Origin of the sequence: Hansschlegelia sp., from assembly GCF_035538955.1 — a bacterium.
GTDB lineage: Bacteria > Pseudomonadota > Alphaproteobacteria > Rhizobiales > Methylopilaceae > Methylopila.
Genome location: NZ_DATLJK010000009.1, coordinates 343,539 through 359,388 on the forward strand (window position 1 = coordinate 343,539; position 15,850 = coordinate 359,388).

The following is a 15,850-nucleotide window of genomic DNA, read 5'->3' on the forward strand; positions in this document are numbered from 1 at the left end:
TACGCCGTTTGAGGGGTGGGCGGACCACAGGAGGATACCCTCATGCGTTCCAACACTCTTGCGTTTGCTCTTGCTCTCAGTCTTGCGGCTCCGGTCGCAGCGGTCGCTCAGGAAGGAACCGCCTCCGGCGCAGCCGGCGGGGCAGCGACCGGCGCAGTGCTCGGCGGGCCGGTCGGCGCGGCCGCCGGGGCCGTAGCCGGCGGCGTGATCGGCACCGCGATCGCGCCTCCCAAGGTCAAGGAATATGTCGTGCACGAGCAGCGGCCCTCGGTGCGCTACGAAGGCGAAGTCGTCGTCGGCAAGGCGCTCCCTGAGGACGTCGAGGTCTACCAGGTGCCCGACAGCGACTACAGCTACACGGTCGTGAACGACCGGCGCTACATCGTCGACAGCCACCGCAAGGTGGTCGAAGTCGTCGAATGAGCTGACGGTTTCGGCTCGGATCCTGAACGCCCTGCGCCTCGCGGCGCAGGGCGTTTTCACATGCGCCGGCCCTGCGCCGGAATCTGCTAGGAAGACGGCGTCGGCGGCTGTCGTCGACGCTGGAGAGATCGGAATGGCGCGCGCCGCCGCCAGAGAGAAGCCGCCCGCGGGCGCGCTGCAGAGCGTGCTGGAGAGGCTGGCCCTGCGTTTTGGCGGACGCTTCTCGACGGCAGCCGCCGTCCGGGAACAGCACGCCCATACGCTGACGTGGATCGCCAATGAGCCTGCGGACTGCGTGGTGTTTCCCGGAAACGCCGCTGAGGTCGCGGAGATCGTGCAGCTCTGCGCGGAGCACGATGTTCCGGTCGTGGCTTTCGGAACCGGAACCTCGCTCGAGGGACATGTCAACGCGCCGTTCGGCGGCGTGTGCGTCTCGACCGAGCGCATGGTCGAGATCGTCTCCGTCCACGCGGAAGATCTCGACGCGGTCGTGCAGCCGGGCGTCACGCGCAAGCGTCTGAACGACCATCTGCGCGACCAGGGCCTTTTCTTTCCGATCGATCCCGGCGCCGACGCCTCGCTGGGGGGCATGGCGGCGACCCGCGCTTCCGGCACCAATGCGGTGCGCTACGGCACGATGCGGGACAACGTGCTGGGCCTGACGGCCGTGCTGGCTTCGGGCGAGATCATCCGGACGGGGGGCCGGGCGAAGAAGTCCTCGTCCGGATATGATCTGACGCGCCTTCTCGTCGGCTCCGAAGGCACGCTCGGGATCATCACCGAGCTTACTCTGCGGCTGCATGGGACGCCGGAGGCGATCGCTGCAGGAATCTGCCCGTTCCGGAGCGTCGCGGACGCATGCGCCGCCGCCACCGCGACGATCCAGAGCGGGATTCCTGTGGCGCGCATCGAGCTGCTGGACGCCCTGCAGATCCGCGCCTGCAACGCCTATTCCAGGCTCGGACTTGCGGAGGTCCCCACGCTGTTCCTGGAGTTCCACGGCAGCGCGGCCGGCGTGGCGGAACAGTCGGCGCGCTTCGGCGAGATCGCGGCCGATCTCGGCGGCGGGCCGTTCGACTGGGCGACCCGCGCCGAGGAGCGCAGCCGGCTCTGGCAGGCGCGGCACGACGCCTTCTGGGCCGCGGGCGCGATGCGGCCCGGCGCGCGTCCGATGTCGACCGACGTCTGCGTGCCGATCTCGCGGCTCGCGGACTGCGTGACCGAGACCCAGGCGGACATCGCCGCCTCAGGGCTTGTCGCGCCGATCGTCGGCCATGTCGGCGACGGCAACTTCCATTGCCTCCCGCTGATCGACATGGCGAACCCAGCGGAGGTCGCCGCCTGCGAGGCCTTTGTCGGCCGGCTGGTCGAATGCGCGATCGCGATGGGCGGCGCCTGTTCCGGCGAGCACGGCGTCGGTCAGGCCAAGATGAAGCACCTCGAGGCGGAACACGGCGCCGGCGCGATGGCCGCGATGCGCGCGATCAAACGTGCGCTGGACCCGCAAAACATCATGAATCCCGGTAAGATCGTGATTCCGTGAGAGGGGCCTGACCGTATAGTGAGTCTCTCGGGAGGGCGGCCGGACAGTCGCCGAACGGATCGGGCGGACCCGACGTCGTGAACAATACGCTCACCGGGCTTGGGCTCGCGCTCGTGCTGGCGCTGCTCGCCGCCCTGATCGGTCCCTGGTTCATCAACTGGAGCGTCTACCGCGACGAGTTCGCCGCGCAGGCGAGCGCGCTCGTGGGTGCGCCCGTGCGGGTCTCGGGCGCGGTCGACGCGCGGCTGCTGCCGAGCCCCTATGTCCGCTTTCGCGACCTGACGGCCGGCGAAGGGGCGGGACGCCTCAGCGTCGCCGAGGTCGAGATCGAGTTCGCGATCGCCCCGCTGCTGCGGGGCGAGTTCCGCGCCGAACGGGTCAAAATCGTCCATCCGCGGCTGGAGATCGCGGTGCGGCCGGACGGCGCGGTCGACGCGCCATTCTCCGCCGCGCGCGGCCGGGCCGAGGCGGAGCGGATCTCCTTTGACCGGGCAGAGATCATCGACGGCGCCGTGGCGGTGAAGTCTCCGGGCGGCGACCTGCTGGTCGACCGGCTGAGCGGCGTCGCCGAGGCCGGCTCGCTGAGGGGACCCTACCGCTTCGATGGCGCAGGCCGCGCCTTCGGCCGATCGGCCGCGATCCGGCTGTCCACCGGCCGGGCCGATGCAGCGGACCAGGTGCGCCTCAAGCTCAATCTGGCCCCGCGCGGAAGACCGGAGACGCTCGACCTCGACGGCGCGCTGTCCTTCGCGGGCGCCCGGCCGGTCTTTGAGGGCAGGGCGAGCTTCGCCCGGCCAGCGGCGGCGAAGAAGGAGCCGCAGCCGGGCGACGCCGACGACGAGCCGTGGAGCCTCTCGGCTCAGATCAAGGCGGCGCCGGACGCGGTCGCGTTCCAGGATCTCGACGTCGCCTATGGGCCCGACGAGCGCTCGCTGCGGTTCGGCGGCCGCGGAACCGTGGCGCTCGGCGCGCAGCCCCGGTTCGACGTCGCGCTCGAGTCGCGGCAGATCGATTTCGACCGGATGGCCGGCGCGCCCGCGCGCGGCCCCGGCGAAACCCTGGCGGCGGTCGCTCCACGCTTCGCCGCCGCCACGCGTCCCGCCATCGCCGGACGGCTGACGGTCGGCGTCCGCGGCGTGGTGCTGGGCGGCGACGTCGCGCACGATCTGCGGGCGACCCTGCGGGCGGAAGACGGCGCTTGGCGAATTGAGTCGGCCTCGGCCGAATTGCCTGGGGCCGCGACCCTGCAGGCCTCCGGAGCCGTCGCGTTCGGCGAGGGCGGGCCTGGATTTGCGGGTCGGGTCGAGTTCGCCTCCGACGACTTTCCCTCGTTTCGGCGCTGGATCTCGGGCTCGGAAGAGGCCGGGACAAATCTGGGTGAGAAAATCGCGCTGAAGGGCGACGTGAACGCCCGGCTGGACGCGGTCCAGCTGCAGAACGCCAGTCTCTCGATCGATGGCGCAGTGTCATCCGGACGTCTTGCGTGGACCTCCGGCGAGGAGGGCGCACGGTCTCGTCTGGAGGCGGAGCTCGTCTCCGATCGGCTCGATCTCGACGCGCTCGGGGCCGAACGGTTCACGAGCGGCCTGCTCGCCGGCGGGCCGCTGGACGTCGCGCTGTCGTTGAACGCGAAGGCGCTCGTGTTCGGCGGCGTCGCCATGACGGGCGTCGCGATCGAGGGGCTGTTCGGCGCGGACGGGATCGAGCTCAACCGGCTGGCGGTGGACGACGCCGAGGGGGCCGCGCTTTCCGGCGCCGGCAAGCTCGGCGCCGACGCGGCGGGCAGGCTCGACTTCAAGCTGTCCGCCCGCAAGCTCGCGCCTCTGCTGAGGCTCGCCGGCCGCGCCGGAGCCCCGCCGGCCGCTCTCGCGTTCATCGAGCGACGCGCCGAGGCGCTGGCGCCGCTGAAGCTCGACATCGGCGTCGAGTCGGCCGGAGAGGCGCGCCGTCTCGTCGCGACCGGGCAGGCCGCCGGCGGCGCGCTCGACGTCACGGTGACGTCATCCGAACTGTCGCTCGACTCCGAGGCCGACCTTGACCTCAGGATCGCGTCAGAAGACGGCCGCCGGCTGGCGGCGCTGCTCGGCGTCTGGACCTCTCCGCTCGCCGCGGCGCCCGGAGGCGAGATCGCGGTGAAGCTCACCGGAGCGCCGGCGCGCTCCATGAGCGGAGAGGGGCGCGTCTCCGCTCTGGGGCTCGAGGTCGCCGGACGCGGCGCTCTCGGCTTTGCGCCCGAGACCGGCGTCAGCGCCTCGGCCGACGTCACGGTCACGTCCCCCGATCTTGCGGTTCCCGGCGAGGCGCTGGCGCGGCTGACGCCCGGGAGCTCGCCGCGGCTTCCCGCGCGGCTGAGGGCGAAAGTGGCCGTCGGCGGGGAGCAGGCCCGGCTGGACGAAATCGGTGGCGAGGTCGCCGGACGGTCCGTGTCCGGCCGCTTGAGGGTTCCGTTCGATGCCGCCGGAGGCTTTGACGGCGAGGTCAAGATCGATCGCATCGGCTTGGCGGAGCTTGCCGGATTGGCGCTGTCGCCGGAAGCGCTGGGGCGAGCGCCCGCCGCGCGGCCCTCGCCATGGCCGACCGCAGCCTTCGGCGCCGCGCCCATCCAAGGGCTCGGCGGACGCCTGGAAGTCGCTGCCGCCGCGACGCCCCTGACGGCCGGCCAGGTCGCGACCGGCGCCCGTTTCGCGGTGGTCCTGCGACCGAGTTCGATGACGGTTGAGAATTATTCGGCCGATCTCGACGGCGGCCGGCTGACCGGCTCGCTGGGGGTGAGCCGCACGGGAGGCGACGCGACGGCGACGGTGGCGGCTTCGCTGTCGGGCGCCGCGGCGGAGAGACTGCTCGGCTTGCCCGCCTCCGACTCGCCGCTCCTTGGCGCTGTCGACTTGAAGCTCGACGCGCAGGGGACCGGCCGCTCGCTGGCCGGCGTCGTGGGGTCGCTCGCCGGCGCCGGCTCGGCCGCCCTCAGGGACGGCGCGATCCGCAGGCTCGACCCGGCGGCGATCGATCTGATCGAGCCTCAGGTCGAGGCGGGGCTTCCGCTGCAGGGGCCGAAGGTCGCGGCTGCGCTGGAGGCGCCGCTCGGCCGCGGCGATCTCGCGCTGCGGCGGCTGTCGGCGCCGTTCACCATCTCGGGGGGCGTGCTGCGCAGCGGCGCGCCATCGAGCGAGGGAGCGGCGCGGCTCGGCGGCGGAGCGGTGCTGGACCTCTCGCGTCTGATCCTCGACGCCGATCTGACCCTCGCGCCGGACCGACCGGACGCGCCGCAGATCGGCGTCTCCTTCGAGGGTCCCTTGGCGGCGCCGAAGCGGCGGCTCGACGCCACCTCCTTCACGAGCTGGCTCTCGGTTCGTGCGGTCGAGCGCGAGACCAAGCGCATCGAGGCGATGGAGGCCGACATCCGGGAGCGCGCCCGCATCGCGCGCGAGCGCGCCGAGCAGGAGCGAAAGGCCGAAGAGGCGCGCAAGGCAGAGGAGGCGCGCAAGGCGGAGGAGGCGGCGCGGGCCGAAGCCGAGCGCAAGCGGCAGGAGGAGCAGGCGCGGTCACTGATCGAGGCCGTGCCGCCGCCGGCCGCAGTCGCTCCCGCCGCGCCGCTCGATCTGACCTCCCCGGCGTTTCGCGGGGAGCGCGGCGCCTCAGGCGGAGCTGGAGCGCCTGGAGGCCGGCGACCGGGGCGGGCGTCTCAGGACGACGCGTCTGGCGCGCCGTCGCCGGTTCTGCCGCCGATGATCATCAGCCCGCTGGCGCAGTAGAGCGTCAGACGCCCGCTACGCTTGCCGCTGCGCCGGCGCGACGGCGGTAATGATCGAGCACGAACAGGCGCACGGCCGACGACAGGTTGCCGCCGCTGCGTCGCGCGTCGATCTCCGCCACCAGGCTGCGCAGCGACTGAGCGCGCTCGCGCGCGATGTCCTTCAGGGCGTGCCAGAAAGCGTCCTCAAGGCTGACGCTGGTCTTGTGGCCCGCCACGACGATCGAGCGCTTGACGATGTCCGGATTTGATTCCGCGCCGGGCGCGGGCGTCGAGTCGTCCAGGATCTCCTGAACGATTACGCCTTCGGGCCCCTGGGTGGGAACCGCCCGCAGCTGGCCTTCCGCTTCTCCCGAAGGATCAGCGATCTGAATTTCGATGCCAGGTTCAGTCATGAATCCGCGTCGCCCCCGTTTTCGCGACGATGATCCTCGAGCCGCCTGTCAGCCAATGTGCGGCGGGCGATCTCGAGATCCGTTTCCTGCTTTGGCGCGCCGAATCTGGCCCGGTTCTCCGCAGCCAATTTTTGAGACGCCGCACGCGCCCGATGTTTCCGGGCGCGCCGCAGATTGATGATCTCTGCCACGCTCATCCTCTTACACGCCCGCGGCGTAAAAATCGAGGGCGATGGGAACAGAACTGTGATCAGGGGAGTTTAAGCCGATTCAGCCGGGCCGGATCATGGCCTCCGGCCGTACGATCCGGTCAAACTCCTCCCCGCTGACGAAGCCGAGACGAACCGCTTCCTCGCGGAGAGTCGTGCCGTTCTTGTGCGCGGTCTTTGCGACCGTGGTGGCCTTGTCATAGCCGATCGTCGGCGCGAGCGCCGTCACCAGCATCAGCGAGCGGCGCATCAGATCGGCGATCCGCTCCTCGTCGGCCTCGATGCCGACCACGCAATTGTCCGTGAAGCTGACCGCCGCGTCGGCGAGGATCCGGATCGACTGCAACATGCAGAACGCCATCACGGGCTTGTAGACGTTCAGCTCGAAGTGGCCCTGGCTGCCGCTGAACGTGATCGTGGTGTGGTTCCCGAACACCTGCGCGCAGACCATTGTCAGCGCCTCGCACTGCGTCGGGTTCACCTTACCGGGCATGATCGAGGAGCCCGGCTCGTTCTCCGGCAGCTTCAGTTCGCCGAGACCGGAGCGCGGCCCTGAGCCGAGCAGCCGGATGTCGTTGGCGATCTTGAACAGGCCCGCCGCAAGCGCGTTCAACGCGCCGTGCGCGTGCACGTAGGCGTCGTGCGAGGCGAGCGCCTCGAACTTGTTCGCGGCCGTCACGAAAGGCAGTCCGGTGATCTCCGCGACGCGGGCCGCGAACGCTTCCGCAAAGCCGACCTTGGCGTTGATGCCGGTGCCGACCGCGGTGCCGCCCTGCGCCAGCGGGTAGAGGTGCTTGAGCGTCTCGCGGATCCGCTCGGCGCCGAGCCGGACCTGGGCGACGTAGCCGGAGAATTCCTGGCCGAGCGTCAGCGGGGTCGCGTCCTGGGTGTGCGTGCGCCCGATCTTGATGATGTGCTCGAACGCCTGCGACTTCGCCTCGAGGGCGTCCGCCAGATGAGCGAGGGCGGGCAGCAGCCGGCGCTCGATCTCCTCCGCAGCCGCAATGTGCATCGCGGTCGGGAAGGTGTCGTTGGACGACTGGCTCATGTTGACGTGGTCGTTCGGATGAACCGGCGTCTTCGAGCCAAGCGCGCCGCCGAGGAGCTCGATTGCGCGATTCGAGATCACCTCGTTCGCGTTCATGTTGGATTGCGTGCCAGAGCCGGTCTGCCAGACCACCAGCGGGAAATGGTCGTCGAACTTGCCGTCGATGACTTCCTTGGCGGCGGCCGAGATCGCCTCCGCCATTCGCGGGTCCAGCCCGCCGAGATCGCGATTCGAGAGCGCTGCGGCGCGCTTGATGACCCCAAGCGCCCGGATCAGCGGCTTCGGCATGGTCTCGCCGCCGATCTTGAAGTTCTGAAGCGAGCGCTGCGTCTGCGCGCCCCAGTACTTGTCGGAAGGCACCTCGAGCGGACCGAAGGAGTCGGTCTCGGTGCGGGTCGCTGTCATCGGAGGCCCCCGGGCTCGGCGTCGCGCTTCAGTTTGCGCGACGCGTGCCTAGCACGCGGGGTTTGGGCGCGTCACGCCGCCTTGCGGCGCGTTTACTTCTTCCGGAATTTGTCGAGGCTCACGACCTCAGCGCCGCCGTCGGGGGCCGGGCCGCGCGGCGCTTCGGAACCGTCTTCCTCCGTCGCGGCCGGCTCCGGCTGCCGGAGCGGCTCGACGACGGCTTCAGCGTCTTCGGACCCGCTGTCCGCCGCCTCAGGCGCGTCGGGATTGTCGAACTTGAGCCCGAACTGCACCGAGGGATCGAAGAAGCCCGTGACCGCCGCGAACGGCACGCTCAGCTTCTCGGGAATGTTGCGGAACGACAGGCCGACCTCGAAGCCGTCCTCACGCACGTTCAGGTCCCAGAACTGATGCTGGAGCACGATCGTCATCTCGGCCGGATATTCGGCGCGCAGGCGCTGCGAAAGCCTGACCTCGGGATCGGTGGTGCGGAACGAGATGTAGAAATGATGGTCGCCCGGCGCGCCCTCGCGGGAAACGCGGGCGAGGACGTCATGCACAACGCTGCGCAACGCCTTCTGCGTGAGCAGGTCGTAGCGGATGAAGTCCTGGACGGGCGGGGTCGGCGGCGTCGTCGTCATACCCGGTACATAGTAGGATTCGGAGCGTGGAAAACATCGCGACCGCTCGTCGCGAGCCCAAATCGCGCAAAGCGGCCGCCGCTGGCAAAAAAAAGAAGCCGGAAGACGGGCCCGCCGGGGCCGCCTGGCGCGATGCGGATTTGAAGTCCGACGCTCGGGGCGACGGTTCCCTTCGACGTCAAATCGCGCGCTGCGCTTCGGCGTCGGATCGCAGGCGAGCCTGCCGAAACGGACGCAGCCCGGCGATGAGCCGGGCTGCGAACGGGCGTTGGTCTCGCCGCCGGAAGGCGGCGAAGGCTCAGGCGTGCTCGTAGGTCTCGAGGTCGCGGTCCTTCGTCTCGGGCACGAAGAAGATCCCGACGACGACGGTCATCAGCGCGAACACGATCGGGTACCAGAGGCCGTAGTAGATGTCGCCGGTCGCGGCCACCATTGCGAAGGCCGTCGCCGGCAGCAGCCCGCCGAACCAGCCGTTGCCGATGTGATACGGCAGCGACATGGACGTGTACCGGATGCGCGTCGGGAACATCTCCACCAGAGCCGCCGCGATTGGTCCGTAGACCATCGTCACGAACAGCACGAGCACGAACAGCAGCAGCACGATGCCGCCGGTCTGGGCCCGGAAGATGTCGAACACGTGCGCCATCTTCGCGATGCCGGGGTCGCCGGCCTTCGGGTAGCCGGCCGCCTGGAGGGCGGCGAGCGTCGCCTTGCTGGAGTCCGCCGCGCCGGCGCCGCCGACGAACGGAATCTCCTGATCGTTCACGCGCACCTTGGTCTCGCCCGCCGGACCCGCCTCGGTGGTGTATTTCACCGAAGACTTCGACAGGAAGTCACGCGCCTGGTCGCAGGCGTTGGTGTATTTGCGCGTTCCGACCGGGTTGAACAGATCGCCGCATTCCGCCGGATCGGCGATGACCGCGACCTTCACGGTCTCGATCGCGCGGTTGAGAGCCGGATTCCCGAGCGCCGTGATCTGGTGGAAGATCGGGAAGTAGCAAACCGCCGCGATCAGGCAGCCGCCGAGGATGATCGGCTTGCGGCCGATCTTGTCGGAGAGCGCGCCGAACACGACGAAGAAGCCGGTGCCGAGCAGCAGCGACCAGGCGATCAGGAGGTTGGACGTGAAAGCGTCGACCTTCAGGATCGATTGCAGGAAGAACAGCGCGTAGAACTGGCCCGTGTACCAGACCACGCCCTGCCCGGCGGTGAGGCCCAGCAGCGCGATCAGCGCGATCTTGGCGTTGCGCCACTGGCCGAACGACTCCGACAGCGGCGCCTTCGAGCGCGTGCCTTCTTCCTTCATCTTCTGGAAGGCCGGGGACTCGTTCAGCGTCAGCCGGATCCACACCGAGATGCCGAGCAGCACGACCGAGATCAGGAAGGGGATGCGCCAGCCCCAGTCCTTGAAGGCGTCCTCGCCGACCATGCCGCGGGTGAACAGGATCACGAGCAGCGACAGGAACAGGCCAAGCGTCGCGGTCGTCTGGATCCACGAGGTGTAGAACCCGCGCCGGCCGACCGGAGCGTGCTCGGCCACATAGGTCGCCGCGCCGCCATATTCGCCGCCGAGCGCCAGGCCCTGCAGCAGTCGGAGCGCGATCAGGATGACCGGAGCGGCGAAGCCGATCGTCGCCGCGTTGGGCAGGATGCCGACCACGAAGGTCGACAGGCCCATGATCAGGATGGTGACCAGGAAGGTGTATTTGCGGCCCACCAGGTCGCCGAGGCGGCCGAACACCAGAGCGCCGAACGGGCGCACCAGGAAGCCCGCCGCGAAGGCGAGCAGCGCGAAGATGCCGCGCGTCGATTCAGGGTACTGGCTGAAGAACTGCGCGCCGATGATCACGGCGAGCGAACCGTAGAGATAGAAATCGTACCACTCGAAGACGGTGCCGAGCGACGAGGCGAAGATGACCTTCTTCTCCTCCCGCGTCATCGGCCGCGCCCTATGGGGCGCTACAGTCGTGCTTGCGACGGACATAGGCCTGTTCACCTCGGCGTTAGGGACTATCGCCGCGCGGACGCGGGCGCGACGACGACCGTGAGCCGTCCTTCGGACGGCGTTGTTCTTGATTGGGGTCAGCTGGCCTGCCCAGCAGGCCTCTCAGGTGGATGCGGCGCCCCCGCATCGGTTTCTCCCTGGCGAGCCGGCTTAGGGCAGGCGTCGCGGATCTGACCGTCGCTCCAAATCCCCTCGAGCTCTGGCGCAGACCTCCGCACCACCTAGATAAACAGTGTGGCGACGAGTCGTCGACGGGCCGGTGAATGCGACCTTCGTTTAAGCTGCTGTTAAGTTTTTCTTTGTGCGCGCTGGTTGCGGCGTCCGTCGCGCGCGCCGAGTACCGGCCGGGAACGATCATTGCGGAGCCGGCTGACCAGCGCGGGGGCGCGATCACGCGTCCGGCCGGAAAACCTGATCGCGACTGGCGGCGGGGGCGAAGCTCGCCGGAGCTTCGGCGGACGCCGCAGCGCCCGCTCGCCGGACCGGCTCCGCAGCCGCGCTTCGATCGTTCCGGCCGGCGGCTCGACGTGCCGGGCCGGCCCGACACCTATGACGCGATAGGACGCGTGCGGCGGGACTATCCGAGGCCGGGCGTAGCGATCGTGCCGAGCGGTCCGACCGTGCGCACGGACGCCGCGACCAGGATCAATCAGTTCCCGCCGCGCTGAGCGGCTTGGCGCGGCGTGCGACGTAAAGCGCGATCGCCGCAGCGTTGGAGACGTTGAGGCTCTTGATCGCGCCTGGCGCGTCAAGCCGGGCCAGCCTGTCGCAGGTCTCGCGCGTCAGCTGGCGCAGCCCTTTGCCTTCTGCGCCCAGCACGAGCGCGACGCCCCCGGCGCCGATGGTCGCCTCGTCGAAGCTGGCGTCGCCTTCCGAATCGAGCCCGATCCTCAGAAAGCCCCTGTCGCCGAGCGCCTGCAGCGCGCGGGCGAGATTCTGCACCAGCACGAGCGGCGCATGCTCCAGGCCGCCGCTCGCGGACTTCGCGAGCACGCCGGTGGCCTCCGGGCTGTGCCGGGCGGTCGTCACGATCGCATCGACCGCGAAGGCGGCGGCGGTCCGCACGATCGCGCCGACATTGTGCGGGTCGGTGATCTGGTCGAGCACCAGCACGAGCCCGTCCCGCGGGATGGTTTCGAGCGTCGGGCCCTCGAGCGCCTCGGCCTCGAGATAAAGGCCCTGGTGAACCGCGTCGGGCGTCAACAGGCGGTCGATCGCCCCGGGCCGCACGATCTCCGGCTCGACGCGGCCGAGCAGCCCCGCCTCCGACAGTCTCGACAGAGCGTTCTCAGTCGCCAGCAGACGGATCGGCTTGCGGCGCGGGTTGGCGAGCGCCTCGGCGACGCTGTGATAGCCGTAGATGACCACGGGCCCTTCATGGTCGCGCGGGAATCCGCGCGGCGCGTCGCGGCCGCGGTGCTCGGAACGCTTCTTCCAGGGCGGAGAGCCGGTCCCGGCTGGGCGCGGCGAACGGGGCGGGCGCATCGTCGATGGTCCGGGGGTACGGCGGAGAGGACGATCGGCGTTCTGTCACGGCGCCGGCGCCGTGGCAACGCGGCCGCCAACCCGCGCCGCGGGGGTTTTCCGGTTGACACCGGGGCAGGGCGACCCCTAAAGCACCGGCCGCGAAGGACGGCGGCGGCGACGCCACGGCCTTCCGCTTCGGCCCGGTTCGCCGCGCCGACGCGAGCGTGGAGGGGTGCCCGAGTGGTTAAAGGGGACGGACTGTAAATCCGTTGGCTTAGCCTACGTTGGTTCGAATCCAACCCCCTCCACCATCGCCTCCCTTCCCCACCCGATCCTGCTGAATCCCTCGATTATCGCTCCGCCTGGCTCCTGGCCGGGAGCGCGTTTGGTTTCGGCGATCGCCGACGCATGGGAACGAAACGACCTTTCCAGGGCTTCGCTCCCAAGGGCAGGTCGAAGCAACGTTTCCGGCGCGCTGACTCCAACGCCAGTGGCGGCTTTCGACATCGGGTGCGCGCGCGCCGGCAGATGATGGCGAGGATTCGACCAGCATGGGGGAAGATGAAGATCGGACGGCATTGCTCGATCTGCGAGCGACCGCTGCGCGCTACAAGCTGATTCTCGAAAGCTCGACCGAATTCGCGATCATCGCGGCCGACGCCGACCGCCGGATCACGGAATGGAACGCCGGCGCTCAGAAGATCTTCCAGTGGCGGGAGGAGGAAGTGCTCGGCCGTCCCGCCGACATCATCTTCACTGACGAGGATCGGACGAACGGAGCGCCCGCGCGGGAGGCGGGAACGGCTGACGCCAAGGGCCGCGCCATCGACGATCGATGGCATGTCCGCAAGGACGGAACGCGGCTGTGGGGGTCGGGAATGATGTTCCCGCTGCGTTACGGCGCCCGGGGCTATCTGAAAATCCTCTACGACCGGACCGAGCATCGGAACGCCGAGGAGCGCCAGAAACTTCTGCTTTCGGAGCTTCAGCATCGCGTCCGCAACATTCTTGCGGTGGTGAGGTCGCTTGCGAGGAGAACCATCGAGATGAGCCCGACCCTCCAGGAATTTGAGCAGGGATTCGACGGCCGCCTGGCGACGCTCGCCCGCACGCAGAACGTGCTCACGCGCTCCGGCGAGATTTCCCTCGAGCTTGGCGAATTGGTGCGGGACGAACTCGCCGCGGTTGGAGCCACCCTGGGCGAGCACGTGAAGGTCAGCGGCCCGGAGGTGAAACTGCGCCACCGGGCGGCGGAAGCGCTCGCGCTCGCCACGCACGAACTCGCCACCAATGCGCTGAAGCATGGCGCGCTCGCGGTCGAGGGCGGGCGGCTGGAGGTCTCATGGCGCGTCATTCCCTCGCCTGCGGGCCGTCTGTTGTCGATGGAATGGCGGGAGCAGGGCGTCTCCTTCCCGGACGGCTCTCCGGCGCGCAGCGGATTTGGCCGGGAACTGATCGAGCAGGGATTGCCCTATGAGCTGGGCGCCGCGACCTCGCTGGAGTTCGGCGCAGCAGGGCTGCGGGCGATCATCCAGCTCCCGCTGGATTCCGGCGAGGGAGACATGGAGTGATGACGTTCGCCGCAGGCTTGCCACTCGCCGGCTGGAAGGTCCTGATCGTGGAAGACCAGTTCCTCATCGCAACGGACATGCGGCGTATGGTGATCGCGCTCGGCGGCGAAGCCTTGGGTCCGTTCCGAAGCGTCGAGGAGGCGCGTGAGCTGCTGGCGTCCCAGACGCCTGACTTCGCGCTGCTCGACATCAATCTCGATGGTAAGCCCGTTTTCGAGCTCGCCGAGGAACTGTTGGGCCGCGGCGTGCCGTTCGCGTTCGCGAGCGGCTACGACGATTTCGCGATCCCGGACGCGCACCGCGGCGTCCCGCGGCTGGACAAGCCGTTGTCACGCGTCGATCTCGAGCAGGCGGTGCTGCGCCTGAGGGCGGACGCTTCGCCGCGCTAGCGGAGCGCAAGGCCGATGGCGAACGCCGCTGCGAAGGCCAGAATGACGAGGATCAGAACGCCGGCCATGCGCGGCGCATGGCGCGGTCGTTTGATCGCGTGCTGGTCGCGCGGCCGTTCGTCAGAGAGACCGGGCGCGCTGACGCGGGCGCCTTGGCTGCCCTGCGTCTCCGCCGCCAGAGCCGTGTCGATCTGCTCCGCTGTCGGGGGCGCGCCGCCGGCCTCTGCGTCCGCTCCGAGCGGCGCCGCCGCGGGGTCGGTGAACGGCGCCTTGTCGCCGGTCCGCCCGCTGTCGATGGCGTCACGCAGCCGTTCGGGTCCCGTCGCCGGTCTTTGCCTCAGATCGCTCATCGTCCCAATCATCCTGCCGGGCGCCGCGCTGCAGACGGCTGCGTCACGTTGCGCCGGTGAGGAAGGCTGAGTTGGCCGGCATGTTCCCCGAGGAGCGGGAAAGCGCCCGTCATCGGACGCTGAATCTTCTGGCGGTCGTCCGGGCGCTGGCCGCGGCGTCGCGTCCGGACGAGTCGGTCGAGGATCACCGCCGCAGGTTCAGCCGCCGCCTCGAAGCGCTCGGCCGCGCCGAAAGCCTGCTGCCTGGACAGGACGGCGAGCCCTCTCCGGCGCTCGATCAACTGGTCCGCGGCGAGCTGCGGAGCTGGCGGCTGGAGGAGGACGGACGCGTGTCGCTGACGGGACCGACGGTCGCGCTGCGGCCGGGCGCGGTGCGTCTGCTCGCGCTCGCGCTGCACGAACTCGCGGCGAACGCCGTCGAACATGGCGCGCTGGCGCGCGACGGCGGTCGTCTTGCGATCGCGTGGGATCGCGCGGGCCCCGACGTGCTGGTGGATTGGCGGGAGATCCACGCGGCGACGTCCGCGCCACGGCCGCCCGGTTTCGGGCGTGAGTTGATCGAGGAGGGACTGCCTCACCAGCTTGGCGCGCAAGTCAGCTACAGCCTAGAGCCCGCGGGCCTTGTGTGCCGGATCGTCGCTCCGGTCGCGGCCGATTGAACGCGGCGCCGGAACCGGCTGGCGGTCGCGCGACTTCAGACGGGGACCCTCCGCGCCAGCGGAGCCCCGAAGGAGCACATCATGACCAGCAAGACGACGCCCCCGGTTCCTCCCGCGAACCGCAGCCCGAAGGGGACCGGCGACGAGAAGCGGGCCCCGCTCGCATCGGGCGCGGGCGGAGGCGACCAGACCGATCATCCCGACCAGCGTGGCCAGACCGCGGCCACCAAGCAGAACACCACCCATCAGGGCTACCAGCAGGACCGCTGAGGATCAGGCATGTCGACATCCACCAAGACGCCGAACAGCATTCGCCAGGGTGGCCCCGGCGCCTCGCACGAGAACGCCAAGAAGCCGCTCGAGATCAAGAAGCCGCCGGCTGACAGCGACCGAAGAGCCCGCAGCAAGGTGTCGGGCGGCGGCGGCGAGGAGGACATCCGGCATAGCCGGGACGACAAACGGAAGTGACGCAAAAAGGGCGGGGATCGCCCAGCGATCCCCGCCCTTCAAACTGGAGCGGACGACGAGACTCGAACTCGCGACCCTCAGGGTGGAAACCTGATGCTCTACCAACTGAGCTACATCCGCGAACGGCCTCAGTTGGAGGCCGTGGGCACGAGATAAAGCAGCCGGGGCCGCGCCGCAATGGCGCAGCCGACGCGCGTCGGCCACCGGCGGAGAGCGCCGACCGACGCCGCTCTCGCGTTGATCGAAGACGGCGCGGCGAGCCCCCGTCGGGGCGCGATTTGTGGCCTCATCACAGGCCGGGATCGTTTTCGGGCTTGTGCGATGGCGTGAACCTGCCTAGAGGAGCGGCGCTTCTCGGCACCGAGACCTCGAGCAGGATACGTCTATGGCCAAGGAAAAGTTCGCGCGGACGAAGCCGCATTGCAACATTGGGACGATTGGCCATGTCGACCATGGCAAGACGTCTTTGACGGCTGCGATCACGAAGGTTCTGGCCGAGACGGGCGGGGCGACGTTCACGGCGTAT

17 protein-coding genes and 2 tRNA genes are annotated in these 15,850 nt (G+C 69.5%); 11 read left to right on the forward strand and 8 right to left on the reverse strand.

All coding sequences use genetic code 11. The features are described 5' to 3' along the window. Positions 1-42 precede the first annotated feature (42 nt). The 3 genes from VM780_RS06210 to VM780_RS06220 all read left to right on the forward strand — a co-directional run bounded on the left by VM780_RS06210 (position 43) and on the right by VM780_RS06220 (position 5,718). Positions 43-423, forward strand: a complete 381-nt coding sequence (locus tag VM780_RS06210; RefSeq protein WP_325446209.1) for a DUF1236 domain-containing protein — start codon at positions 43-45, stop codon at positions 421-423. Positions 424-556: 133 nt separating this feature from the next. Then, positions 557-1,966: an FAD-binding oxidoreductase gene (locus VM780_RS06215; RefSeq protein WP_325446211.1), complete on the forward strand. Its 1,410-nt coding sequence runs from the start codon at positions 557-559 to the stop codon at positions 1,964-1,966. A gap of 77 nt (positions 1,967-2,043) precedes the next feature. Then, a complete protein-coding gene (locus tag VM780_RS06220) occupies positions 2,044-5,718 on the forward strand; it encodes an AsmA family protein (RefSeq protein WP_325446213.1) in 3,675 nt (1,224 codons plus the stop codon). Positions 5,719-5,722: 4 nt separating this feature from the next. On the opposite strand, the gene VM780_RS06225 is transcribed toward VM780_RS06220, so the two are convergent. The 5 genes from VM780_RS06225 to VM780_RS06245 all read right to left on the reverse strand — a co-directional run bounded on the left by VM780_RS06225 (position 5,723) and on the right by VM780_RS06245 (position 10,354). Further along, on the reverse strand, positions 5,723-5,956 hold the full coding sequence (locus VM780_RS06225) for a ribbon-helix-helix domain-containing protein (RefSeq protein ID WP_325446249.1): 234 nt from the start codon (positions 5,954-5,956) through the stop codon (positions 5,723-5,725). 152 nt (positions 5,957-6,108) lie between these two features. Beyond that, positions 6,109-6,303: a DUF4169 family protein gene (locus tag VM780_RS06230; RefSeq protein WP_414652796.1), complete on the reverse strand. Its 195-nt coding sequence runs from the start codon at positions 6,301-6,303 to the stop codon at positions 6,109-6,111. A gap of 79 nt (positions 6,304-6,382) precedes the next feature. After that, positions 6,383-7,774, reverse strand: a complete 1,392-nt coding sequence (fumC, locus tag VM780_RS06235) for a class II fumarate hydratase (protein WP_325446216.1) — start codon at positions 7,772-7,774, stop codon at positions 6,383-6,385. Positions 7,775-7,866: 92 nt separating this feature from the next. Then, complete coding sequence (locus VM780_RS06240) at positions 7,867-8,415, reverse strand: SspB family protein (RefSeq protein ID WP_325446217.1); 549 nt, start codon at positions 8,413-8,415, stop codon at positions 7,867-7,869. A gap of 298 nt (positions 8,416-8,713) precedes the next feature. Beyond that, the gene (locus VM780_RS06245; protein WP_325446218.1) at positions 8,714-10,354 is read right to left on the reverse strand and encodes an MFS transporter; all 1,641 of its coding nucleotides are present in this window, start codon (positions 10,352-10,354) and stop codon (positions 8,714-8,716) included. A gap of 329 nt (positions 10,355-10,683) precedes the next feature. Between VM780_RS06245 and VM780_RS06250 the strand changes: the two genes are divergently transcribed. Beyond that, positions 10,684-11,088, forward strand: coding sequence for a hypothetical protein (locus VM780_RS06250; RefSeq protein ID WP_325446220.1), 405 nt, complete (start codon positions 10,684-10,686; stop codon positions 11,086-11,088). Here the strand turns inward: VM780_RS06250 and VM780_RS06255 are convergent. Continuing rightward, positions 11,066-11,905: an RNA methyltransferase gene (locus VM780_RS06255; RefSeq protein WP_325446222.1), complete on the reverse strand. Its 840-nt coding sequence runs from the start codon at positions 11,903-11,905 to the stop codon at positions 11,066-11,068. The two genes, VM780_RS06250 and VM780_RS06255, sit on opposite strands and share 23 nt — an antisense overlap. A gap of 208 nt (positions 11,906-12,113) precedes the next feature. On the opposite strand from VM780_RS06255, the gene VM780_RS06260 reads away from it, so the two are divergent. The 3 genes from VM780_RS06260 to VM780_RS06270 all read left to right on the forward strand — a co-directional run bounded on the left by VM780_RS06260 (position 12,114) and on the right by VM780_RS06270 (position 13,847). Continuing rightward, positions 12,114-12,198: transfer RNA gene (locus VM780_RS06260), tRNA-Tyr, on the forward strand. A gap of 267 nt (positions 12,199-12,465) precedes the next feature. Beyond that, complete coding sequence (locus VM780_RS06265; protein WP_325446224.1) at positions 12,466-13,458, forward strand: HWE histidine kinase domain-containing protein; 993 nt, start codon at positions 12,466-12,468, stop codon at positions 13,456-13,458. After that, the gene (locus VM780_RS06270) at positions 13,458-13,847 is read left to right on the forward strand and encodes a response regulator (RefSeq protein WP_325446226.1); all 390 of its coding nucleotides are present in this window, start codon (positions 13,458-13,460) and stop codon (positions 13,845-13,847) included. The genes VM780_RS06265 and VM780_RS06270 overlap by 1 nt, the downstream gene beginning before the upstream one ends. On the opposite strand, the gene VM780_RS06275 is transcribed toward VM780_RS06270, so the two are convergent. Then, positions 13,844-14,197 carry a hypothetical protein gene (locus tag VM780_RS06275; protein ID WP_325446228.1) on the reverse strand — a complete coding sequence of 118 codons (354 nt, stop codon included), beginning with the start codon at positions 14,195-14,197 and terminating at the stop codon, positions 13,844-13,846. The two genes, VM780_RS06270 and VM780_RS06275, sit on opposite strands and share 4 nt — an antisense overlap. An 80-nt stretch (positions 14,198-14,277) precedes the next feature. Between VM780_RS06275 and VM780_RS06280 the strand changes: the two genes are divergently transcribed. The 3 genes from VM780_RS06280 (at position 14,278) to VM780_RS06290 (ending at position 15,324) form a co-directional block, all read left to right on the forward strand. Beyond that, on the forward strand, positions 14,278-14,856 hold the full coding sequence (locus tag VM780_RS06280; protein ID WP_325446251.1) for an HWE histidine kinase domain-containing protein: 579 nt from the start codon (positions 14,278-14,280) through the stop codon (positions 14,854-14,856). An 81-nt stretch (positions 14,857-14,937) separates the two neighbouring features. Further along, entirely contained in the window at positions 14,938-15,126 is a 189-nt protein-coding gene (locus tag VM780_RS06285; RefSeq protein WP_325446230.1) for a hypothetical protein, read from the forward strand. Positions 15,127-15,135: 9 nt separating this feature from the next. Continuing rightward, positions 15,136-15,324, forward strand: a complete 189-nt coding sequence (locus tag VM780_RS06290; protein WP_325446232.1) for a hypothetical protein — start codon at positions 15,136-15,138, stop codon at positions 15,322-15,324. A gap of 44 nt (positions 15,325-15,368) precedes the next feature. Here the strand turns inward: VM780_RS06290 and VM780_RS06295 are convergent. Further along, positions 15,369-15,444: transfer RNA gene (locus VM780_RS06295), tRNA-Gly, on the reverse strand. 265 nt (positions 15,445-15,709) lie between these two features. Between VM780_RS06295 and VM780_RS06300 the strand changes: the two genes are divergently transcribed. Continuing rightward, positions 15,710-15,850 (forward strand): GTP-binding protein (locus tag VM780_RS06300; RefSeq protein WP_244008527.1); only part of this gene is annotated, 141 nt, incomplete at its 3' end.

Coding starts and splice junctions, on each gene's coding strand:
- VM780_RS06215 (WP_325446211.1), top strand. CDS start 557: ATGGCGCGCGCCGCCGCCAGAGAGAAGCCGCCCGCGGGCGCGCTGCAG.
- VM780_RS06245 (WP_325446218.1), bottom strand. CDS start 10,354: ATGACGCGGGAGGAGAAGAAGGTCATCTTCGCCTCGTCGCTCGGCACC.
- VM780_RS06280 (WP_325446251.1), top strand. CDS start 14,278: ATGTTCCCCGAGGAGCGGGAAAGCGCCCGTCATCGGACGCTGAATCTT.
- VM780_RS06250 (WP_325446220.1), top strand. CDS start 10,684: ATGCGACCTTCGTTTAAGCTGCTGTTAAGTTTTTCTTTGTGCGCGCTG.
- VM780_RS06290 (WP_325446232.1), top strand. CDS start 15,136: ATGTCGACATCCACCAAGACGCCGAACAGCATTCGCCAGGGTGGCCCC.
- VM780_RS06275 (WP_325446228.1), bottom strand. CDS start 14,197: ATGAGCGATCTGAGGCAAAGACCGGCGACGGGACCCGAACGGCTGCGT.
- VM780_RS06210 (WP_325446209.1), top strand. CDS start 43: ATGCGTTCCAACACTCTTGCGTTTGCTCTTGCTCTCAGTCTTGCGGCT.
- fumC (WP_325446216.1), bottom strand. CDS start 7,774: ATGACAGCGACCCGCACCGAGACCGACTCCTTCGGTCCGCTCGAGGTG.
- VM780_RS06285 (WP_325446230.1), top strand. CDS start 14,938: ATGACCAGCAAGACGACGCCCCCGGTTCCTCCCGCGAACCGCAGCCCG.
- VM780_RS06240 (WP_325446217.1), bottom strand. CDS start 8,415: ATGACGACGACGCCGCCGACCCCGCCCGTCCAGGACTTCATCCGCTAC.
- VM780_RS06270 (WP_325446226.1), top strand. CDS start 13,458: ATGACGTTCGCCGCAGGCTTGCCACTCGCCGGCTGGAAGGTCCTGATC.
- VM780_RS06255 (WP_325446222.1), bottom strand. CDS start 11,905: ATGCGCCCGCCCCGTTCGCCGCGCCCAGCCGGGACCGGCTCTCCGCCC.